29 protein-coding genes are annotated in these 19,380 nt (G+C 47.1%); 2 read left to right on the forward strand and 27 right to left on the reverse strand.

Going from position 1 to position 19,380, the window contains the following annotated elements; genetic code table 11:
• Positions 1–367: 367 nt before the first annotated feature.
• Together ACFRAM_RS26390 and ACFRAM_RS26395 are read right to left on the reverse strand one after the other, a co-directional pair.
• Complete coding sequence (locus tag ACFRAM_RS26390) at positions 368–598, reverse strand: hypothetical protein (protein WP_066367494.1); 231 nt, start codon at positions 596–598, stop codon at positions 368–370.
• A gap of 172 nt (positions 599–770) precedes the next feature.
• Positions 771–1,382, reverse strand: coding sequence for a stage II sporulation protein M (locus ACFRAM_RS26395; RefSeq protein ID WP_379469827.1), 612 nt, complete (start codon positions 1,380–1,382; stop codon positions 771–773).
• Between the two features lie 110 nt (positions 1,383–1,492).
• Between ACFRAM_RS26395 and pdaB the strand changes: the two genes are divergently transcribed.
• Positions 1,493–2,299: a polysaccharide deacetylase family sporulation protein PdaB gene (gene pdaB / locus ACFRAM_RS26400; RefSeq protein ID WP_379469829.1), complete on the forward strand. Its 807-nt coding sequence runs from the start codon at positions 1,493–1,495 to the stop codon at positions 2,297–2,299.
• Between the two features lie 62 nt (positions 2,300–2,361).
• On the opposite strand, the gene ACFRAM_RS26405 is transcribed toward pdaB, so the two are convergent.
• A complete protein-coding gene (locus ACFRAM_RS26405) occupies positions 2,362–3,183 on the reverse strand; it encodes a PPK2 family polyphosphate kinase (RefSeq protein ID WP_379469831.1) in 822 nt (273 codons plus the stop codon).
• 150 nt (positions 3,184–3,333) lie between these two features.
• Positions 3,334–3,924 (reverse strand): KinB-signaling pathway activation protein, encoded by a 591-nt coding sequence (locus ACFRAM_RS26410; RefSeq protein WP_379469913.1) that lies wholly within the window; start codon positions 3,922–3,924, stop codon positions 3,334–3,336.
• A 129-nt stretch (positions 3,925–4,053) separates the two neighbouring features.
• On the opposite strand from ACFRAM_RS26410, the gene gerD reads away from it, so the two are divergent.
• Positions 4,054–4,737 (forward strand): spore germination lipoprotein GerD, encoded by a 684-nt coding sequence (gene gerD / locus ACFRAM_RS26415; protein ID WP_175370331.1) that lies wholly within the window; start codon positions 4,054–4,056, stop codon positions 4,735–4,737.
• Between the two features lie 74 nt (positions 4,738–4,811).
• Here gerD and ACFRAM_RS26420 read toward each other — a convergent pair whose 3' ends face one another.
• The 23 genes from ACFRAM_RS26420 to rpsH form a co-directional block, all read right to left on the reverse strand.
• Positions 4,812–5,924: an Mrp/NBP35 family ATP-binding protein gene (locus ACFRAM_RS26420; RefSeq protein WP_379469834.1), complete on the reverse strand. Its 1,113-nt coding sequence runs from the start codon at positions 5,922–5,924 to the stop codon at positions 4,812–4,814.
• Between the two features lie 63 nt (positions 5,925–5,987).
• Positions 5,988–6,761, reverse strand: a complete 774-nt coding sequence (cwlD, locus tag ACFRAM_RS26425; protein ID WP_379469836.1) for an N-acetylmuramoyl-L-alanine amidase CwlD — start codon at positions 6,759–6,761, stop codon at positions 5,988–5,990.
• A 76-nt stretch (positions 6,762–6,837) separates the two neighbouring features.
• Positions 6,838–8,010 (reverse strand): sulfate adenylyltransferase, encoded by a 1,173-nt coding sequence (sat, locus tag ACFRAM_RS26430; protein WP_379469838.1) that lies wholly within the window; start codon positions 8,008–8,010, stop codon positions 6,838–6,840.
• 38 nt (positions 8,011–8,048) lie between these two features.
• The gene (locus ACFRAM_RS26435) at positions 8,049–8,741 is read right to left on the reverse strand and encodes a phosphoadenylyl-sulfate reductase (protein ID WP_066367531.1); all 693 of its coding nucleotides are present in this window, start codon (positions 8,739–8,741) and stop codon (positions 8,049–8,051) included.
• Positions 8,742–8,919: 178 nt separating this feature from the next.
• Positions 8,920–9,312 carry a 30S ribosomal protein S9 gene (gene rpsI, locus ACFRAM_RS26440; protein ID WP_175370335.1) on the reverse strand — a complete coding sequence of 131 codons (393 nt, stop codon included), beginning with the start codon at positions 9,310–9,312 and terminating at the stop codon, positions 8,920–8,922.
• Positions 9,313–9,332: 20 nt separating this feature from the next.
• A complete protein-coding gene (gene rplM, locus ACFRAM_RS26445; protein ID WP_175370336.1) occupies positions 9,333–9,770 on the reverse strand; it encodes a 50S ribosomal protein L13 in 438 nt (145 codons plus the stop codon).
• Between the two features lie 192 nt (positions 9,771–9,962).
• A complete protein-coding gene (truA, locus tag ACFRAM_RS26450) occupies positions 9,963–10,754 on the reverse strand; it encodes a tRNA pseudouridine(38-40) synthase TruA (RefSeq protein ID WP_175370337.1) in 792 nt (263 codons plus the stop codon).
• Positions 10,755–10,939: 185 nt separating this feature from the next.
• Entirely contained in the window at positions 10,940–11,305 is a 366-nt protein-coding gene (gene rplQ, locus ACFRAM_RS26455) for a 50S ribosomal protein L17 (RefSeq protein WP_066367544.1), read from the reverse strand.
• A gap of 33 nt (positions 11,306–11,338) precedes the next feature.
• Positions 11,339–12,283 carry a DNA-directed RNA polymerase subunit alpha gene (locus ACFRAM_RS26460; RefSeq protein WP_175370338.1) on the reverse strand — a complete coding sequence of 315 codons (945 nt, stop codon included), beginning with the start codon at positions 12,281–12,283 and terminating at the stop codon, positions 11,339–11,341.
• Between the two features lie 130 nt (positions 12,284–12,413).
• Positions 12,414–12,809, reverse strand: coding sequence for a 30S ribosomal protein S11 (gene rpsK, locus ACFRAM_RS26465; protein ID WP_066367554.1), 396 nt, complete (start codon positions 12,807–12,809; stop codon positions 12,414–12,416).
• Between the two features lie 19 nt (positions 12,810–12,828).
• The gene (gene rpsM / locus ACFRAM_RS26470; protein ID WP_066367557.1) at positions 12,829–13,197 is read right to left on the reverse strand and encodes a 30S ribosomal protein S13; all 369 of its coding nucleotides are present in this window, start codon (positions 13,195–13,197) and stop codon (positions 12,829–12,831) included.
• A 19-nt stretch (positions 13,198–13,216) separates the two neighbouring features.
• Positions 13,217–13,330, reverse strand: coding sequence for a 50S ribosomal protein L36 (gene rpmJ, locus ACFRAM_RS26475; protein ID WP_003322638.1), 114 nt, complete (start codon positions 13,328–13,330; stop codon positions 13,217–13,219).
• A 53-nt stretch (positions 13,331–13,383) separates the two neighbouring features.
• The gene (gene infA, locus ACFRAM_RS26480) at positions 13,384–13,599 is read right to left on the reverse strand and encodes a translation initiation factor IF-1 (RefSeq protein WP_006212898.1); all 216 of its coding nucleotides are present in this window, start codon (positions 13,597–13,599) and stop codon (positions 13,384–13,386) included.
• Positions 13,600–13,601: 2 nt separating this feature from the next.
• On the reverse strand, positions 13,602–13,910 hold the full coding sequence (locus ACFRAM_RS26485; protein WP_066367562.1) for a KOW domain-containing RNA-binding protein: 309 nt from the start codon (positions 13,908–13,910) through the stop codon (positions 13,602–13,604).
• A gap of 11 nt (positions 13,911–13,921) precedes the next feature.
• Positions 13,922–14,674, reverse strand: a complete 753-nt coding sequence (gene map / locus ACFRAM_RS26490; protein WP_175370339.1) for a type I methionyl aminopeptidase — start codon at positions 14,672–14,674, stop codon at positions 13,922–13,924.
• Between the two features lie 4 nt (positions 14,675–14,678).
• Entirely contained in the window at positions 14,679–15,323 is a 645-nt protein-coding gene (locus ACFRAM_RS26495; protein WP_066367572.1) for an adenylate kinase, read from the reverse strand.
• 96 nt (positions 15,324–15,419) lie between these two features.
• Entirely contained in the window at positions 15,420–16,718 is a 1,299-nt protein-coding gene (secY, locus tag ACFRAM_RS26500; protein ID WP_175370340.1) for a preprotein translocase subunit SecY, read from the reverse strand.
• A complete protein-coding gene (rplO, locus tag ACFRAM_RS26505; protein ID WP_066367583.1) occupies positions 16,718–17,158 on the reverse strand; it encodes a 50S ribosomal protein L15 in 441 nt (146 codons plus the stop codon). The genes secY and rplO overlap by 1 nt, the downstream gene beginning before the upstream one ends.
• Positions 17,159–17,199: 41 nt before the next feature.
• Positions 17,200–17,385, reverse strand: coding sequence for a 50S ribosomal protein L30 (gene rpmD, locus ACFRAM_RS26510; protein WP_175370341.1), 186 nt, complete (start codon positions 17,383–17,385; stop codon positions 17,200–17,202).
• 14 nt (positions 17,386–17,399) lie between these two features.
• Positions 17,400–17,897, reverse strand: a complete 498-nt coding sequence (gene rpsE / locus ACFRAM_RS26515) for a 30S ribosomal protein S5 (protein WP_066367590.1) — start codon at positions 17,895–17,897, stop codon at positions 17,400–17,402.
• Positions 17,898–17,924: 27 nt separating this feature from the next.
• Positions 17,925–18,293 carry a 50S ribosomal protein L18 gene (gene rplR / locus ACFRAM_RS26520; protein ID WP_175370342.1) on the reverse strand — a complete coding sequence of 123 codons (369 nt, stop codon included), beginning with the start codon at positions 18,291–18,293 and terminating at the stop codon, positions 17,925–17,927.
• Positions 18,294–18,376: 83 nt separating this feature from the next.
• Positions 18,377–18,919 carry a 50S ribosomal protein L6 gene (gene rplF / locus ACFRAM_RS26525; protein ID WP_066367610.1) on the reverse strand — a complete coding sequence of 181 codons (543 nt, stop codon included), beginning with the start codon at positions 18,917–18,919 and terminating at the stop codon, positions 18,377–18,379.
• Between the two features lie 30 nt (positions 18,920–18,949).
• Positions 18,950–19,348 (reverse strand): 30S ribosomal protein S8, encoded by a 399-nt coding sequence (rpsH, locus tag ACFRAM_RS26530; RefSeq protein WP_039877390.1) that lies wholly within the window; start codon positions 19,346–19,348, stop codon positions 18,950–18,952.
• Positions 19,349–19,380 lie beyond the last annotated feature (32 nt).

Raw genomic sequence — 19,380 nt, forward strand, 5'->3', positions numbered from 1 at the left:
CTCCAAATTGGTATTTAGAAAGAGCGATTGCTCATTTTGAAACATCTGACGAGAATTAAAAATTCTCATTTTTGAACTCACTTTCGTGAATTCGACACTCACTCGTTGTTCAGTTTTCAAAGATCAATTTCTTGTTTGTCTGCCGCTTAATGTCTCAGCAGCGACCTTTATAATATATCATACTGTTGTGCTTTTTGGCAAGTGTTTTTTTGAAAAAAGTTTTTTTTCGTTTTTCTTGCCTGCGTTCACCTTTTTTGATAACCAAAAGGGGCGCGAGATATAATTTATCACGGCGCCCCCCTTTTAGTCAAGCTATTATTTTATATTTTTTCAGCTAATCTTGAACTCTTACTATAGCCTTTCTTTTTCAATGCTTGAACTGAGAAGACTTCCCGCCCCAAGCATATTTGGACAGCTCTTTCTGGGGAGCGAAACGCGCATACATACGAAATACTGTTTTGTATCGGTTGGCGATAGCATGCCTAATATTTTGGTCCAAGCGTTGATCGCTCAAGTCTAACAGCATCTCATCAAGCTCTTTGCGCAAAACATAGTCCAGTTCCTTGCACTCCTTCTCGTTGAACAACATCCCCAACATATGCTTGGCCTCCTTCGCAAGGGTTTCATTTTACAATTGCCTAAATACAGAAACTGATGGTTATGGAAAAGTAGTTCATTCCCCGGTATGGCACACTTTAAGTTGCTTACCTTTTATTTACCCACTTTCCCCAAATACATGACTCTAATGTTATGCTCATTTCCCAGATATTTTATGATAAAAGAGAAAATGTAATTGTGCTTTCGATAATAGCCGCAACAAATAGAAGGATAACGATCCATATAGAAGCCGTTAATGTCTGTCTCATAAAGAAAGACCACTCTTCTCCTCTAGTCCCGCTCCCCCCCGTTCTTCTAAACATACTCGCGACAACCTTAGCTCCAAACTGCAGTCCAAAAGCACAGGCAATAATAATAGCAGGGATCTCAATAATTCCGTGCGGCAGCAGACCTTTTACAATCAACGAGAACAAATCCTGGCCTTGAAGTGCCGACAAATGCACAATATAACCGATTACCGCACCATTGATTAGCAAGAATAACGCCGGCAGTATGCCAAACAATGCTCCGAGAAAGATAATAACGACACCTTTAATACTGTTGTTTAAAAATATAAATACAAAGAAGCTCCATTGAGGGTTAGACGACTCCTTTAGTGTTCCGCTAATTGTTCTGAGTCCCTCCAGTTGCTGCATAAGCAGCTTTTCCAAGCCTTCTGTGCCGATCCAGCCGAACACTACACCCAAGGCGAACAACAGTAGTGAGAACAATAATGCCTTTCGGATAGATTTAAGATCTTTGGCAAAAGTGAAGAACGATAGCATAGATACCTCCTGATATTAGTGATCTCCCTATCTCAAGGGTCATAACATGACGGTACGAGCATACATTTAGAACAAACAAGCATTTGCTGGGGAGAGGAGCGCTGTCATTTATGAATTCGTTTTATGTATTTAGCGGCAAGAAGATCAAAAGGTTCTTTTATATCTTCGCTGCTGCGCTGCTTGCTGCCGGTGTAGTGTATATCGAGAGGGGAAATATTACGGTGTTTTCTCAAGCCGCCCCCCCTTCCGCGATCTACAGTGTACCGACGGAGAAGAAGCTGATTGCCCTGACGTTCGATATTAGCTGGGGAGAGAAGAGGCCTGGACCAATTCTCAAGGTGCTGGAAGACAAAAAAGTGGATAAGGCAACTTTCTTCCTATCCTCACCATGGAGTAAAACTCACCCCGATATTGTGACAAGCATCAAAGATGCAGGCTATGAGATTGGAAGCCACGGGCATAAACACGTCAATTACAGTACACTTAGCAACGAGGAAATTCGCACACAAATTAGTACCGCTCACACCGTATTGACCGAGTTAACCGGGAAAGAACCGAATCTGATTCGTATGCCTAATGGCGATTTTGACAAAAGGGTGCTACAGGTGGCCACCGATCTCGGTTACAAAGTGATTCAATGGGACACTGATTCTCTAGATTGGAAAAATATCGGCGTAGATAATATCGTTAACCGCGTGACGAAAAAAGCTCATCCGGGAGATATCGTGCTTCTGCATGCCAGCGACTCCTGTAAACAGACACACGAGGCCCTCCCCAGAATTATTGATGAGCTGCGCGCCCAAGGTTATGAATTCGTTACTGTATCCGAGCTTCTGAGCCAAAGCAGCACTGAAGGCAAGGAAGTCCGGGATTCTGCTTGGCTGAATGACCGGCTGGAGGATGCAGCCGGCATGTAATACTTAAATGCCTTCCCTGTGGTACCGCTAATTGTATAAAAAGCCTATCCATTCCTCAAATTTTAATGATGTGGGGAAATGAGCTCCGAGATATTGGGTGTGGGGGTGTCCAATTTCGGATAACTCAGATCAAGACCCTCCAGCGTCTTCACTACAATGGATAGAGCCAAATAATTGCGGTACCACCGGTGATTGGCCGGAATCCAATACCATGGTGCTTTTTCTATACTGCTCTCCCGGAAAACATCTTCGTACGCCTTCTGGTAATCCCCCCAGTACTCCCGCTCCTGCAGATCACTAACATCAAATTTCCAGTGCTTCTTGGGATCATGGAGACGCTCCTGGATCTTCTCCATCTGCTTCTCCTTGGATATATGCAAAAAGAGCTTGACGATAGTCGTCCCTTCTTCAGCGAGCATTTCCTCAAACTGGCGGATATAGCGAAAACGGCGCTTCAACTCCTCTTTGCTCAGGCCGCCGTGTACACGAGGAACCAGCACATCCTCATAATGCGAGCGGTTGAACGCAGAAATGTAGCCTTTAGGTGGCGTCTTCTGATGTACTCTCCACAAGAAATCATGCGCCGCTTCGTCCAGAGTAGGCTTCTTAAAACTGGTGACTGTGAAGCCTTGAGGATTGAGTCCTGAGAATATATGCTTGACTGTTCCGTCCTTCCCGCTGGAATCCATACCTTGCAAGATCACAAGCAATGAATGTTTCTTTTGGGCAAAGAGAATGTCCTGCAGTTCCGCAAGCCGCTCTTTCAGCCGCTCCGTCTCCACGCTTGCCTCTTCCTTCGACTTGAACGTTCCCTTCTCACCCGGATCCAGTTTGCTTAGTGAGATTTCGTTTGTGTCTTTTATCATATAGCGCTTGATGCCCATATATTCCCCTCCCCATTAAGATGAATTCGCAATAAAAGCGTCTTTCTGAGATTACCCTCCAGTGTCCGTTTTTAACCGTTCTTCCCACATAAAATAAAAATCCCCGCCTCCTTGCAGGATAAGGAAACGAGGGATTGGGTACATTCTCCTTCAGGCAGCCTGGGGCTTCAAAACACGATGAAGCATCAAGATTTGGAAGGCATTGCAGGCGATCAAAGGAACAATAATAAATACGGTGGCACTGTCAACGCCAATACGAAGCACGCCGATGGTTTCTACGATAGTAATCGCTGTCATAAAGAAAAACGTGGGGATCCAGGCAGAGAAGTTCGTACTCCTTACCTTAAAGTAAGTCACTACAATAGCGGATAGCAGAATCATAATCCCCAAGAACAGGTCTGAGGTTACGTTTCGCTCCCCACCCACGACAGAGCGTAAGAAGACGAGCTCCAGCAAGGCGAGCACGGCCAACACCAGTTGTATGTACTGCCAGACTTTTCGCGGAAATACGCCAATGCCCATGTAGTTCAGAATCAGATAGGCGAAAAAGCCAAGCTGGGAATAGACGCTAACCAGCATTCCATACCCCAATAAAATAAGCGGGTACAGCAGAAAATCTACCGTACTTTTAAAATCAATCTTGCCATTCACTGCCTGCAGTGCAAGACCGGCAATGACAGCCCCGGCCGCTCCGATAAGCAGCGTAGTCCAAAATAAATAAAACCACTTTTTAATGCTCAGCCAGTTCACCCCCCTCATGTCAGATTTATTTTACCAAGGTTACCGTCAAAAAACCATTACTGTGTGACATTAAATGTATTCTCAAGCGGCATACTACATATCAAAATCCTACAAAGGAGGGCAGTGCCAATGAAATGGAGGACGATGGGCTTCGCCAGTTTAACATTGAGCTTGGTCCTGACCTTGACGGCCTGTGGAGGCGAGCAAAGCAGTTCTTCCTCAGGACAAGGCGGATACAAGGAAATGAAGACCATGGTTGTTGATATATTAAAAAGTGATGATGGGAAAAAGGCGGTCGAAGAGGCTCTTTCGAGTCCCAGCTCGGGAGGCGGTGAAGGCGGCGGAAGCGGAATGAGCATGAAGATGGTACCGCTTCAGACCACAGAACAAATTCGCGTGGCAGTCAAGGACACACTGACGGCGCCGGAGTACAAAAAGGAACTTGAGAAGATCATGACAGATCCGAAGTTCGCGGGTGAGTTCGCCAAAGCCATTAACGCACAAAGCAAAGAGCTTCATCAACAGCTGATCAAAGACCCCACGTACCAGAAATCGGTCGGGGAAATTATGAAGTCTCCAGAGATGACGAAGATGTATCTGGATCTCACCAAAACCCCAGACTACCGCAAGCAAACGATGACCATTATGCAGGATGCGATGCAGAATCCTCTGTTCCGCATGGAAGTGCTCAATCTTCTGAAGACCGTTGTCCAGGAAGAGCTTCAGCCTAAGGTCCAGAAGAAGGAAGGCGGTGGGCAAGGCGAAGGTGGAAAACAAGATGGTGGTGGCGGTGGCGACGACTCCGGATCTTAAATAATGCACAAATAAGAGGCCTTTCCCCACCAAATGGAGAAACGGCCTCTTTTTCATTTTAATGTGATGCGGTTTTATTCTTGCTCATATTTAGCAATCAGCTTGTCCGCCACTTCGGCAAACAACAAGGCTGCTGTTGTCTCTTCTTTATATACCGAAGGTGAGAAATCCGGCTCTGAGATATGATTATCCGGTGCTCCAAGTGGAATTTGAGCCAAAAGCTCAGTATGTAGAGTCTCCGCCAGTCTGGCACCGCCACCGCGTCCGAAGATATACTCCTTCTGTCCACAGCCCGAGCATTCGTAATAGGACATATTCTCGATCACCCCGATAACTTCATGATCCGTCTGCAAAGCCATAGCGCCCGCTCTGGCGGCTACAAAGGCTGCAGTGGCATGTGGGGTAGTCACGATAATCTCTTTACTCTGTGGAAGCATCTGATGCACGTCCAGGGCCACATCACCTGTTCCTGGGGGAAGATCCAGCAGCATGTAGTCTAATTCTCCCCAGCCTACATCACTGAAGAATTGACGCAGCATTTTGCCAAGCATCGGCCCACGCCAAATGACAGGACTGTTCTCACGGATAAAGAAACCCATGGACATCACTTTTACGCCAAAACGCTCCACAGGAATAATAGTCCCGTCATCAACCACCGGCCCTTCCTCAATGCCCATCATATCTGGAACACTAAAGCCGTAGATATCGGCGTCGATCAGGCCCACCTTCTTACCTTTACGTGCCAGGGCTACCGCCAAGTTAACAGTGACGGTCGATTTCCCTACACCGCCTTTACCACTAGCTACAGCAATAAATTTCACACCTGATTCCGGACTGATCAGTTCATGATCATCAAGACCGGCAGCATGGCCTTTTTTCAGCTTAACCTCGCGCTCCTCTTCGGACTCCTCGGAATTTCCACCCCTATGGAGCGAGCGCTCATAGTCTGTGGCATCCCTAAGCCGGATGTGCACGTTCCCCGCCCCGCCATTCTCCAGCAAATCACGCACTTGCTGTTCCAGCTCTATGCGTCTTTGCTCTTCTGAATCCAGACAGACAATGGACAGTGAGACACGATCCTCTTTAATCATAATATCGCGAATTAATTGCAGCTCGATAAGGCTTTTTCCGGTTTCCGGGTCTTTAATGTTCTGCAAAAGTTCCTGAATTTGTTCCCTGGTCAGCATGGAAAGCACCTCAGTTTCACTTCCGGACAGAATTGCTCCGGTGTTTTTTGTCTTATTATAGCATTACCTTTCTAAGGAAGAGTAGTCCTTGCCCGGCTGCTCTGATGCGTATCGGAGAATTCCCCGGTATATACTGGTTGCTACCTTGCGTTGATATACATCATCCCCAAGAAGCAAAGACTCCTGTGGATGTGATAGAAACCCGACTTCTACCAGCACAGACGGCATCTTCAGCGCCTTAAGCAGATACACCGTATTAACTGTCTTGGCCACACGATCCGTATTCTCCAGCGTATTCCTTAGCTCGGCCTGTACGAAATCCGCTAGTGGCTTGTTATCCTGGTTATTGGGATAGTAAAAAGTTTGTGCTCCGCTCCAGCGGTTGGAGGGAATGCTATTCATATGAACGCTGATAAATAAGTCCACCCGCTTCTCTTCAATCGTTCTGACCCGTTGCTTCAGGTCCTCTGTCTTGCGCTTCGCATAGCCCTTCGTATCATTCTGTGCCAAGTCGTAATCACCTTCACGGGTCATCACCACAATAGCACCGGCCTGCTGCAGATAATCCCGCAGATAGAGAGAAACGGACAGATTGATATCCTTCTCAATCAGCCCTTCTCGGCTGACAGCACCGCCATCCGGTCCCCCGTGGCCTGCATCTATAGCTATGACTTTACCGGACAGCGGCAGGCTCCAATAATTTGTTGTTTTAGCTGTAGGCATGTCATAGGCGATGATTCCGATCATCAATGCCAGTAAGGCTATGCCGAGCATGCCTTTTCTGATACTGCTCCATGCGATCCAAACCGAGACTTTACTCTGCTTTCGGCCAGACATAACAAAGACCCCCTCGTCCCGATAGATTCTACTCATCTATATGGGACAAGAGGGTCAATTATTACTGGCTTTGGATTTATCGAACGGAGGCTTCCGGTGACATCCCTTCAATTAACACCTGAGCGACCTCTGGACGGGTGAATTCTGGTGGCGGGCAAGTGCCCTCACGCAGCAACCCCCGAACTTTGGTGCCGGACAAGGTTAAATGATCTTCTCCTGGATGCGGGCAAGTTTTGTTCGAAGCCATATTGCCGCATTTTTTGCAGAAAAAACTATGTTCGAAGAATAATGGCGTTATCCCAAGTTCATCAGCGGTAAAGTTCGTGAAGATCTCTTGTGCTTCGTAAGTGCCATAGTAATCGCCTACCCCCGCATGATCACGTCCAACAATGAAATGGGTGCATCCGTAGTTTTTACGCACCATGGCATGGAAAATCGCTTCCCGTGGGCCTGCGTAACGCATGGCAGCCGGAAACACCCCAAGAAAAGTACGATCTTCCGGATAATAATTCTCCAAAAGAACCAAATAACTTTTCATCCGTACATTGGCTGGAACATCATCCGACTTGGTCTCGCCAACTAGCGGGTTCAGGAACAACGCGTCTACAACCTCCATAGCGCACTTCTGGATGTACTCATGAGCACGGTGCACCGGATTGCGTGTCTGAAAGCCTACAACCGTTCTCCAGCCCTTATCCGCGAATATTTTACGGGTCTCCGCAGGGTCGAAATAGAATTCTCCGAACTTCGCCGGTTGTGGACGGTTCAAAACAGTAATGGGTCCGCCAACATAAGTGGAGGGACGCGCCAATAGCTTGCTCACACCCGGATGCTCGGGGTCCGTAGTCTTGAAGACATGCTGTGCTTCAACAAGCTGATCCACGTTATATAGGCTCTCAACGTCCAGCACTCCGTAAATCACACCATCTTCCTGCCCTACCAGCGTGACCTGCTCTCCTACACTAAGGCCGGCCGCAACTTCTTCCTCCACAGCCAGTGTTATCGGAATGCTCCATACCGTACCATTCGCCAGACGCATATTCTGAACAACGGAATGGTAGTCCTGCTCATTCAGAAAGCCCGTGAGCGGCGAAAAAGCTCCCACTGCTATAAGATCAAGATCAGAGATTGTCCAAGTGTTAATATCGATCGTTTTGTTATGCACTGAGGCTTGCAGCAGTCTCTCGCGCTCTGCCCCTTCTGCTACGCGCCCGACCAGTGTTCCGCCATGCGGCAGTATTGAAGTCATCTATACTCTCCCCTTCTGTGTTGTTGCGGCAGTATGCCTCATTTGTGCAAACCGCATTCGGTTTTCTCCGACCCTGACCAACGTCCCGCACGCGGATCTTCACCTGGCATAACCTGTCTTGTGCAATACTCACAACCGATACTCGGGTAATTCTGGTCATGCAGTGGGTTATAGACCACATTATTCTCACGGATGTAGTTCCAGACATCTTCACTTGTCCAGTCAGCAATAGGATTGAATTTGACTAGGCCGAACTTATAATCGTACTCGACTTTTTTGGCATTGGCACGGGTAGGTGCCTGATCACGTCTAATTCCTGTTATCCATGCCTCATACTGAGACAAAATTCGCGTGAGCGGTTCAACTTTACGGATACCGCAACATTGATTGGGATCTGTACTCCATAGCGCATCACCGTACTGAAGTGCTTGCTCCTGCGGAGTGATTTGTGGAGCTACACGGACAAACTCCAAGCCATATTTCTCTGACATCACGTCTCTGGTTTCATAAGTTTCTTTGAAATGAAAATCGGTATCGAGGTAAAACACATCTGTAGAAGGGCTGACTTTTTGGAGCATATCCACCAAAACCACATCTTCTGCGCCAAAGCTGCAGGCAAACGTTATATTAGGAAAGGTGTCTACTGCCCAGCGAATAATTTCCTCGGGAGAGGCATTTTCCAATTCATCAGCCTTGATCTTGATCAAATCTTCCTTCTCAAGCAGATTCATATTTAATTCCCCCATCCTTATAGAAAAACCTTATTAATCCCAACTATTTTTATATGGAATAGTATATAACTTTCCCTGTAGATGTCAATGAAATTGGATGAAATAAACATTTGCCCAGAAAATAATAATATAAAAAGAAGACCCATCTCCAAAGGAAAAGGGTCTTCTTGTATAAATATTAACGTTTCGAGAACTGAGGAGCACGACGAGCTGCTTTAAGGCCGTATTTCTTACGTTCCTTCATACGTGGGTCACGAGTCAGGAAGCCGGCTTTCTTCAGCGATGGACGGAATTCAGGATCAGCTTTCAGCAATGCACGGGAAATTCCGTGACGGATTGCGCCAGCTTGACCAGAGATACCGCCACCATGAGCCAGTACGATTACATCGTAGCTGTTCAGGGTTTCAGTCAGGTTCAAAGGTTGTTTTACGATCAGTTTGAGTGTTTCCAAACCGAAATATTCGTTGATATCGCGTTTGTTAATGACAATGCGTCCTTCACCCGGTACAAGGCGAACACGTGCTACCGAATGTTTACGACGACCTGTCCCATAGTATTGTACTTGTGCCATGAAACTGTCCTCCCTTATTCTTATCCGCGAAGTTCGTAAACTTCAGGTTTTTGTGCTGCATGTGGATGCTCAGCGCCTGCATAGACTTTCAATCTCAACTTCATTTGATTGCCTTGACGAGTCTTAGGAATCATACCGTGAACAGCAGATTCAAGAACACGCTCAGGTTTAGTCTTAAGCAATTCACCAGCAGTAGTAACTTTCAATCCGCCCGGGTGCATCGAGTGACGATAGTACTTTTTGTTCTCCAATTTCTTACCAGTCAATTCAATTTTCTCAGCGTTGATTACAATTACGAAATCTCCTGTATCAACGTGTGGAGTGAATTGCGGTTTGTGTTTGCCACGGATCAAAGCAGCGGCTTCGCTTGCCAAACGACCAAGTGTTTTGCCTTCGGCATCAATGATGTGCCAATTGCGTTCAACTTCGTTTGGCTTCGCCATATAGGTGGTACGCATGAATGTTTCCTCCTTGTTCTCGTACGAAAATCATCTGTTTCGTATATCTTGTTTCTCATTGAATTACAATTGTGAATGTTAGTGTAAAGCAGTTGTGGGTGTAATCTTGATCGGGGCTGTGGGATAGCCATCAAGAAAACACAACTTTTATTCTACAGTATAAGCATCACAAGTGCAAGTGAAACTTAGGTTTCAATCAGCTTTTTTATAATCGGCCTCTTCATATTCTACGCTCCACAGCGTAAGCCCATTAGCCACAGCTGTAGGGCCTGCTGCACCACGATCACAAGCTGCCAGAATATGTGCTACTTTATCTGCAGGGCATTTCCCTTGACCCACATTGATCAGCGTTCCCATAATAATACGGACCATATGCTGCAAGAAACCACTCCCGGTAATAAAAACATGAATAACTCCCTGATCCCGGGGATTCGGCCTACACATACTTGTGTCTACCTCCATATGCGCCTCATAGATTGTTCGAACATGTGATGTCTTCGTCGAATGCCGTGAAGCAAATGAAGTAAAGTCATGTGTACCCAAAAGATGGGTCAATCCCTGCTGCATGGCTGATACATCCAGGATACCCGGATGATGCAGCTGCCAGCGTCTCTGAAAAGGATCCGGGAACTGATTCGCGTTAATCGTATACCGGTAGGTCTTGCGCTTTGCGCTTCTCCGGGAATGGAACGACAGCGGGACTTCTCTCGCTTCCGTAACCACAATATCCTGCGGCAATCTCGCATTCAGAGCCAGACACCAGCGTTCCAGCGGAATTTGCGAGGAGGTGATGAAATTGAACGGCTGGCCGTATGCATGTACTCCGGCATCCGTGCGTCCTGAAGCATGTATCTTGAGGTCTTCGCCCGTCAAGTGGAGTATAGCCTCTTCCAGCCGGTCTTGAATCGTATTGCCCTGTGGCTGGGTCTGAAAGCCATCATAAGTCGTTCCGTCATAATTGACCTTCATCAATAGATTACGCATTCCATTCTCCTTTACAAAAAAAAGAGCCCCTGCGGGAGCTCCTTCTACTCTAACAAGGCGATTCCCGCGGTTAGTTGTACGGCAGGGCCTATAAGCCCCTGCTGCACAATAACACTTTTCTTTCCCATGAACCATTTTCCGAGGAAAATGATCTCTGGGGTTGCCGGAAATCAATACCTCCGTTACTACGCGCGGTCTACCAGCTCAAGGTAAACCATAGGCGCAGCATCGCCACGGCGAGGTCCCAGTTTCATGATACGAGTGTATCCACCTGGACGCTCTGTGTAACGAGGAGCAATATCAGAGAACAATTTTTGGATTGCATCTTGTTCGCCATCAACAGTCTCACGACGTACAAATGCAGCTACTTGACGGCGAGCATGAAGATCGCCCTTTTTCGCTTTAGTGATTAGTTTCTCAGCGATGGAACGAACTTCCTTCGCCTTGGCTTCCGTTGTTTGGATACGCTCATACAAGAACAGATCCGTTACCAAGTCACGAAACAAAGCTTTACGCGCACTGGAATCACGGCCCAATTTTTGGTATGCCATTCTATTCCCTCCTTTACTATAGCAATCTGATCGCTATTCTTCTGTACGGAGTCCTAAACCGAGTTCCTCAAGCTTTTCCTGAACTTCTTCCAAAGATTTACGACCAAGGTTACGCACCTTCATCATATCTTCTTCTGTCTTCGTGGTAAGCTCCTGCACGGTGTTGATACCAGCGCGTTTGAGGCAGTTGTAGGAACGGACAGAAAGATCAAGCTCTTCGATTGTCATCTCAAGCACTTTTTCTTTTTTGTCTTCTTCTTTTTCAACCATAATTTCGGCGTCTTTCGCTTCATCCGTAAGTCCTACGAACAATACGAGGTGCTCGTTCAAAATTTTGGCTCCGAGGCTTACAGCCTCTTCCGGTCTGATACTACCATCTGTCCAGATCTCAAGCGTCAATTTGTCATAGTTGGTTACTTGGCCAACACGAGTGTTGTCAATGACGTAGTTAACACGAGAGATAGGTGTGTAGATGGAGTCAACCGGGATAACGCCGATTGGCTGGTCTTCGCGTTTGTTCCGGTCCGCTTGGACATAGCCACGACCACGGCCTGCAAAAATTCGCATGTGAAGTCTCGCACCAGGTCCCAGCGTTGCAATATGAAGATCCGGGTTCAGGATCTCAACGTCGCTGTCCGCACGGATATCACCTGCGGTCACGACGCCTTCCCCTTCAGCATCAATCTCGAACACTTTCTCCTCATCTGAATGAATCTTCAGGGAGAGAGCTTTCAGGTTCAAAATGATTTCCGTCACATCTTCCATTACGCCAGGAACGGTGGAGAACTCATGCAGAACACCGTCAATTTGGACCGAAGTCACTGCGGCTCCCGGCAGGGAGGACAACAGTATCCGGCGAAGCGAGTTCCCCAGAGTCGTGCCATATCCACGTTCCAGCGGTTCAACTACGAATTTCCCATAGGTTCCTTCTTCATTGGCTTCTACGGTCTCAATCTTCGGCTTTTCAATTTCTATCACGAGTGTACCCCTCCTTCAAACGTCGCTCCTATATGAAACTGTCACCCATCAGGTGCATCATGTAGTATGCCTAAACACCTATTATTAGCAGATGCGTCAGAATTATACCACAATCACGATACTGATTTCACTATACGCGGCGGCGTTTTGGCGGACGGCATCCATTGTGAGGAACTGGAGTAACGTCTTTAATGAGGTTAACTTCAAGACCAGCGGCTTGAAGGGAACGGATGGCTGCTTCGCGGCCCGCGCCCGGTCCTTTAACCATAACTTCAACGGATTTCATGCCGTGTTCCATAGCGGCTTTCGCTGCTGTCTCGGCTGCCATTTGCGCTGCATATGGAGTCGATTTACGGGAACCTCTGAATCCTTGGCCGCCGGAGCTAGCCCAGGAAATTGCATTACCGTGAGGATCCGTGATGGTAACGATGGTGTTGTTGAACGTGGAACGAATGTGTGCCACGCCACTCTCGATATTTTTACGGTCGCGACGTTTGGTACGTACGACTTTTTTCGGTTTAGCCATTGTCTCTTATCCCCCCTTATTATTTCTTTTTGTTTGCTACCGTACGACGCGGGCCTTTCCGGGTACGGGCATTCGTTTTAGTACGTTGACCGCGAACAGGCAATCCACGACGGTGACGAACACCGCGGTAACAGCCGATCTCAGTAAGACGCTTAATATTTAAGGAAATTTCACGACGAAGGTCACCTTCAACCTTAACGGACTTGTCGATCGTTTCACGCAGTTTGCTGACTTCATCTTCCGTCAAATCACGGACACGTGTATTAGCGCTAATGCCTGTTTCATTAAGAATTTTCTGGGAAGTCGTTTTACCGATTCCGAAAATATAAGTCAAGGCGATCTCAACGCGTTTGTCACGTGGCAAATCCACTCCAGCTATACGAGCCATTTTACGCTACACCCCCTTCTTAACCTTGTTTTTGTTTGTGTTTCGGATTTTCGCAAATTACCATAACAGTCCCTTTGCGGCGGATGACTTTGCATTTCTCGCAAATGGGCTTTACAGAAGGTCTTACCTTCATGCTAATTACCTCCTCAAAGTTTTGCGAAGCAAAACTTTTTTCGTAGTTCCCATCTATTTACGGTAAGTTATACGACCTTTAGTTAAATCATAAGGCGATAACTGCACGACCACTTTGTCTCCGGTCAATATACGGATAAAGTGCATCCGCAATTTACCGGATACATGGGCAAGTATTTGATGACCGTTTTCCAGTTCAACCTTAAATGTTGCATTCGGCAACGGCTCAATGACCGTACCTTCCACCTCAATGACATCTTCCTTAGCCACAGTTAGTCTCCTTTCTCTTTCGCGCTTATTCCTTCGGGATCACCATATTTAGTCACTGCAAAACGCAGCTTTCCATTGGTTACCCTTCCGGTCTCTTTCAAACTGTCCACAACCTCACTGCTGATGAAAGGTATGAGCTCCAGATGAAGAATATTCTTCTTCTTCGGCCCGTCAAACTTGCGTTTGTCCCCATCGGCAATGTATACAAATCTGCTGTCAACAACTGCGATAACAATGGCAGCCTCTCCGGCATCCTTGCCTTTGAGAATTCTCACCAATTGACCAACCTGCGGGCTGCTCCCAGTACTCAAATGAAGATCACCTACGCATTCAGTTTTGTGAAAATTTCCATGCCGTCCGGAGTAACTGCTACTGTATGCTCAAAATGGGCACACAATGAACCATCCACCGTAACGACCGTCCAGTTATCTTCCAGCGTTTTGACATACCGTTCACCCACGTTTACCATCGGCTCAATCGCCAGCACCATGCCAGGTTTAAGCCTTGGTCCGCGGTCCGCTACGCCATAATTAGGAATTTGCGGTTCTTCATGCAGTTCTGCCCCAATGCCATGACCAACATACTCGCGTACCACCGAAAACCCGGCTTCTTCAATGTATTTCTGTATGGCGTGGGAGATTGTAAACAAGCGCACATCCGGCTTAACTAACGCCAGTCCTGCGTACAGGGAGCCCTCCGTAACGTCCAGCAAACGCTGAGCCTCTTCGGAAATGCTGCCCACCCCGTAGGTCCAGGCGGAATCACCGTGATAACCGCGGTACTCTGCGCCGATATCCAGCGTAACGATATCGCCTTCGATCAGCTTGCGTTTACCCGGAAATCCATGCACCAATTGTTCATTGACTGAAGCGCAAATGCTGGCAGGAAAACCGTTGTAGCCTTTGAAAGACGGCACAGCACCTTGACTGCGAATGTATTGATCGGCGATTCTGTCGAGCTCTCCGGTTGTGATCCCTGGCTCAATGGCCTGTGATATCAATCGGTGACTCTCGGCAACAATTCGACCAGCTTCCCTCATAAAGGCAAGTTCCTGTTCGGACTTACATATGATCATTACACTAACCTCGCAGTAAAGACACTATTTCGGAAGAAACGACATCGATTTCGTTTTCCCCGTTCACCTGACGCAAAAGACCTTTATTTTCATAAAACGTGAGCAGAGGCGCTGTCTTGTTGTCGTACTCATCCAGACGCTTTCCTACGCTCTCTTCGTTGTCATCTGGACGTTGATAAAGCTCGCCGCCATCAATGTCGCAAATGCCTTCTTGCTTTGGCGGGTTGAAGATCAGATGATAGGATGCTCCACACACACTGCAAATTCGACGTCCCGTAAGACGTGCCATAAGCAGGCCGCGGTCAACATTCAAGTTGATCACATGATCCAAGGAAGTGTTCAAACGACTCAGGATTCCATCCAGCGCTTCCGCTTGCGAAAGGGTTCTTGGAAAACCGTCCAATAAAAAACCTTTTTCGCAATCGGACTGCTGAAGCCGTTCTTCCACGATTCCAATGGTCACATCATCTGGTACAAGCAAACCCTGATCGATATAGGACTTGGCCTTAAGTCCCACTGGAGTTTCCTGCTTGATTGCCAAGCGAAAGGCGTCTCCAGTTGAGATATGAGGAATACCAAGTTCCTTCACGACCACAGCTGCTTGTGTTCCCTTGCCTGCCCCAGGAGGGCCCATGAATAAAAAGTTCACGATTTCTCTCTCCCTCCAAAGTTCGCCACCAAGCAAGAAACAGCACAATAGGTGCCGGGAAGTCTTCGTTGCTTAAGCCTCACCGGAACCTATCGCCTATTTATTGATGAAGCCTTTGTAATGGCGTTTGATCAAATGGCTCTCAATCTGTTTCATTGTATCCAATGCCACCCCGATCACGATCAGAATCGATGTACCACCGATTTGAACCGAATCAGGCAACCCGGAGATCTTCCCGAAGAATACAGGAAGTACGGAAATCAGAGCCAGGAACAACGCGCCTGACATAGTCAGACGGGACATTACCTTGGTCAAGTATTTCTCCGTAGCTTTACCAGGACGAATTCCCGGAATGTATCCACCATTCTTCTTCATGTTGTCAGCCATCTGCTGTGGGTTCATCTGAACGAACGTATAGAAGAACGTAAATCCGATGATCATCACAATATACAGAACCATACCGAGGGGCTCATTAAACTTCAGGTTGCCAGCAACCCATTTTGCCCACTCATGTGTTGACCAGAAGCTGGAGAGTACAACTGGGAATTGCAGTAGGGATACAGCGAAAATGACAGGGATAACGCCCGCTGCGTTAATCTTCAGCGGAATATGCGTGTTCTGTCCACCATACATCTTGTTGCCGACTACGCGTTTGGCATATTGTACAGGAATTTTCCGTATACCTTGTTGTACAAAGATTACTCCTGCCACAATAGCCACAAGCACGATCACAACAATCACGACTTTAAGAATATTCAGGAACATCTGATCCGGCTGAATAAAGCTGGACTGAGCCGTAGCTGCTATATGTCCCGGAACGCCTGCGACGATTCCCGCAAAAATCAGGATCGAGATCCCGTTTCCGATACCCTTTTCAGTGATTTGTTCACCTAGCCACATCAGGAAGGAAGTACCCGCCGTCAGTATGATGGCAACCAGCAAGTAATCGGCAAACGTTGCATTCGGCATCATCTCAGCACTATAAATCCGGTTAAACCCGATAGACGTGGCAAAACCTTGGATCAAAGCTAATACTACAGTACCATAGCGCGTAATTTGGGCCAGTTGTTTTTTCCCGTGCTCCCCTTGTTTTGCCCATTCAGCAAACTTAGGAACAACATCCATCGACAGTAACTGCACGATGATGGATGCTGTGATGTACGGGTAAATACTGATCGCAAATATTGAGAAGTTCTTGAGCGCTCCTCCGGAGAAGGTGTTCAAAAGACTCATCAACGCTTCGCCTGTCTGATTAGCCGACTGCAAAACATCCTTGTTTACACCTGGAACCGGTACATACGATCCAATGCGGTAGATGATCAAAACGAACAGGGTGAATAGGATCTTTTTGCGCAAATCTTCAACATGCCATATATTCTTAAGCGTCTTGAACATTAGATCACCTCGGTTTTACCGCCGGCAGCCTGGATTTTCTCTACCGCAGATTGAGAGAACTTATTTGCTTGTACAGTCAATTTAACGGATAGTTCACCGTTGCCGAGGATTTTGATACCGCTCTTGGAGTTCTTGACAACGCCTGTTTCCAGCAACAATGCAGGAGTTACTTCAGTTCCTTCTGCGAAGTTGTTCAGATCTTCAAGGTTCACAATCGCATACTCTTTACGGGTAGGATTGATGAAACCACGTTTAGGCAGACGACGGTAGAGTGGGTTTTGACCACCCTCGAAGCCCGGACGAACACCACCGCCGGAACGGGAGTTTTGACCCTTATGACCGCGACCGGAAGTTTTACCGTTACCGCTACTAGGACCGCGACCAACGCGGTTGCGTTCTTTACGGGACCCTGGAGCAGGAGCAAGTTCATGTAACTTCATCGTTTGCACCTCCTTATTGTTGTTAATTTATTACGAAGGATTTAGCCTTCGATTTCAGTAACAGATACCAAATGGCTCACTTTGTTGATCATTCCGCGAATTGCGGGATTGTCATTGTGAACCACTGTCGAATTGAGTTTACGCAGGCCGAGCGTCTTAACTGTAACACGTTGTGTTTCAGGACGTCCAATTACGCTGCGTACGAGGGTAATCTGCAATTTTGCCATTGACGTTCCCCTCCTTAACCGCGCAGTTCTTCGACAGATTTGCCGCGAAGTTTCGCGACCTCTTCAATGCGCTTCAGACGGGAAAGACCCTCCAAAGTTGCATTGACCATATTCATGGAGTTCGAAGAACCCAAAGATTTTGTCAAGATGTCGCCAACGCCTGCCAATTCCAATACCGCACGAACTGGTCCGCCAGCGATAACGCCCGTACCTTCGGATGCTGGTTTCAGCAACACGCGTCCTGCGCCGAAGTGACCAGTAACCAAGTGAGGAATCGAAGTTCCTACGATTGGAATGTGAATCAGGTTTTTCTTAGCATCTTCAATGCCTTTGCGGATGGCTTCCGGTACTTCGCCGGCTTTACCGATACCCGCTCCGACGTAGCCGTTGCCATCGCCCACAACAACCAATGCACTAAAGCTGAAACGGCGTCCGCCTTTTACAACTTTAGCAACCCGGTTAATGTGTACAACTCTTTCTGTCAGCTCTAAACTGTTCGGATCTACACGCAAGTCGTTAACCTCCTTTTAAGAATTATTCTAGAATTCAAGACCAGCTTCGCGAGCTGCATCTGCCAATGCTTGAATCCGTCCATGGTACAAGTATCCACCGCGGTCAAATACAACCACTGCGTGACCTTTTGCTTTAGCGCGCTCAGCGATCAATTGACCTACTTTGCTTGCAGCTTCAACACTGCCGCCATTACCGATGCTACCGCTCAGTTCTTTATCAAGTGTAGAGGCAGATACGATAGTAACGCCTGTAACATCATCGATCAATTGAGCGTAAATGTGTTTCGAAGAACGGAACACATTCAAACGTGGACGCTCAGTAGTTCCCTGAATTTTCTTACGAACACGCAGGTGTCTTTTGAGACGAGCCTTGTTTTTGTCCTCTTTTGTAATCATGCTTCCCTTTCACTCCCTTCAGTTTGCCGTAAACAGCTTCACTTTAAGATGCACGGGGTATCTTACAATTAAGATTGGGCCGATTATTTCTTCTTACCGGCTTTACCTTCCTTGCGGATGATACGCTCGCCTTCATATTTGATACCTTTACCTTTATACGGTTCAGGTTCACGTACGGAACGGATTTTGGCAGCATAAGCGCCTACGCGTTCTTTGTCGATACCTTTAACGATGATCTTCGTGTTCGCAGGAACTTCGAACTCGATACCCGCTTCCGGTGTAATTTCAACCGGGTGGGAGTAACCAACGTTCAGAACGATTTTATCTCCGGATTTGCTTGCACGATATCCGACCCCAACCAGTTCCAGAGATTTCGAGAAACCTTCAGTCACACCACTCACCATGTTGTTGACAACGGAGCGGGTTGTGCCGTGAAGTGAACGATGCAATTTGTTATCCGACGGGCGAACAACAGTGATTTCGTTATTTTCAACCGTAATCTTCATGTCTTTATGAAGCTCACGAGTCAAAGTGCCTTTAGGGCCTTTTACTGTAATAACGGCGTTGTCCAAAGTGACATCTACACCGCTAGGTACTGCGATTGGTTTGCGACCAATACGAGACATGTGTTGCACCTCCTTATCTTGTGACGTTTATTACCAAACGTAGCAGACAACTTCTCCGCCCGATTTAGATTGACGAGCTTCTTTGTCGGTCATAACTCCCTTGGATGTGGAGATAATCGCGATTCCAAGGCCACCGAGTACACGAGGAACTTCATTGCTCTTCGTGTAAACGCGAAGGCCTGGCTTACTGATTCTTTTCAAACCAGAAATAACGCGCTCTTGGTTAGGGCCGTATTTCAAGAAGATACGGATAATCCCTTGTTTGCTATCCTCAACGAATTCAGCATCACGAATGAAGCCTTCACGCTTCAAGATGTCCGCGATTTGTTTCTTCATTGTAGAAGCAGGCATTTCTACTGTCTCGTGACGCACAATGTTAGCGTTACGAATACGAGTAAGCATATCTGCGATAGGATCAGACATAGTCATGTGTGTAAACCTCCTTCCCGTTTATAAACTTC

This window comes from Paenibacillus sp. NPDC056722, from assembly GCF_042790635.1.
In the GTDB taxonomy this organism is placed as follows: domain Bacteria; phylum Bacillota; class Bacilli; order Paenibacillales; family Paenibacillaceae; genus Paenibacillus_AQ; species Paenibacillus_AQ agri.

Coding starts and splice junctions, on each gene's coding strand:
- ACFRAM_RS26390 (WP_066367494.1), bottom strand. CDS start 598: ATGTTGGGGATGTTGTTCAACGAGAAGGAGTGCAAGGAACTGGACTAT.
- ACFRAM_RS26395 (WP_379469827.1), bottom strand. CDS start 1,382: ATGCTATCGTTCTTCACTTTTGCCAAAGATCTTAAATCTATCCGAAAG.
- pdaB (WP_379469829.1), top strand. CDS start 1,493: ATGAATTCGTTTTATGTATTTAGCGGCAAGAAGATCAAAAGGTTCTTT.
- ACFRAM_RS26405 (WP_379469831.1), bottom strand. CDS start 3,183: ATGGGCATCAAGCGCTATATGATAAAAGACACAAACGAAATCTCACTA.
- gerD (WP_175370331.1), top strand. CDS start 4,054: ATGAAATGGAGGACGATGGGCTTCGCCAGTTTAACATTGAGCTTGGTC.
- ACFRAM_RS26420 (WP_379469834.1), bottom strand. CDS start 5,924: ATGCTGACCAGGGAACAAATTCAGGAACTTTTGCAGAACATTAAAGAC.
- cwlD (WP_379469836.1), bottom strand. CDS start 6,761: ATGTCTGGCCGAAAGCAGAGTAAAGTCTCGGTTTGGATCGCATGGAGC.
- sat (WP_379469838.1), bottom strand. CDS start 8,010: ATGACTTCAATACTGCCGCATGGCGGAACACTGGTCGGGCGCGTAGCA.
- ACFRAM_RS26435 (WP_066367531.1), bottom strand. CDS start 8,741: ATGAATCTGCTTGAGAAGGAAGATTTGATCAAGATCAAGGCTGATGAA.
- rpsI (WP_175370335.1), bottom strand. CDS start 9,312: ATGGCACAAGTACAATACTATGGGACAGGTCGTCGTAAACATTCGGTA.
- rplM (WP_175370336.1), bottom strand. CDS start 9,770: ATGCGTACCACCTATATGGCGAAGCCAAACGAAGTTGAACGCAATTGG.
- truA (WP_175370337.1), bottom strand. CDS start 10,754: ATGCGTAATCTATTGATGAAGGTCAATTATGACGGAACGACTTATGAT.
- rplQ (WP_066367544.1), bottom strand. CDS start 11,305: ATGGCATACCAAAAATTGGGCCGTGATTCCAGTGCGCGTAAAGCTTTG.
- rpsK (WP_066367554.1), bottom strand. CDS start 12,809: ATGGCTAAACCGAAAAAAGTCGTACGTACCAAACGTCGCGACCGTAAA.
- rpsM (WP_066367557.1), bottom strand. CDS start 13,197: ATGGCTCGTATAGCTGGAGTGGATTTGCCACGTGACAAACGCGTTGAG.
- rpmJ (WP_003322638.1), bottom strand. CDS start 13,330: ATGAAGGTAAGACCTTCTGTAAAGCCCATTTGCGAGAAATGCAAAGTC.
- map (WP_175370339.1), bottom strand. CDS start 14,674: ATGATCATATGTAAGTCCGAACAGGAACTTGCCTTTATGAGGGAAGCT.
- secY (WP_175370340.1), bottom strand. CDS start 16,718: ATGTTCAAGACGCTTAAGAATATATGGCATGTTGAAGATTTGCGCAAA.
- rplO (WP_066367583.1), bottom strand. CDS start 17,158: ATGAAGTTACATGAACTTGCTCCTGCTCCAGGGTCCCGTAAAGAACGC.
- rpmD (WP_175370341.1), bottom strand. CDS start 17,385: ATGGCAAAATTGCAGATTACCCTCGTACGCAGCGTAATTGGACGTCCT.
- rplR (WP_175370342.1), bottom strand. CDS start 18,293: ATGATTACAAAAGAGGACAAAAACAAGGCTCGTCTCAAAAGACACCTG.
- rplF (WP_066367610.1), bottom strand. CDS start 18,919: ATGTCTCGTATTGGTCGCAAACCAATCGCAGTACCTAGCGGTGTAGAT.
- rpsH (WP_039877390.1), bottom strand. CDS start 19,348: ATGACTATGTCTGATCCTATCGCAGATATGCTTACTCGTATTCGTAAC.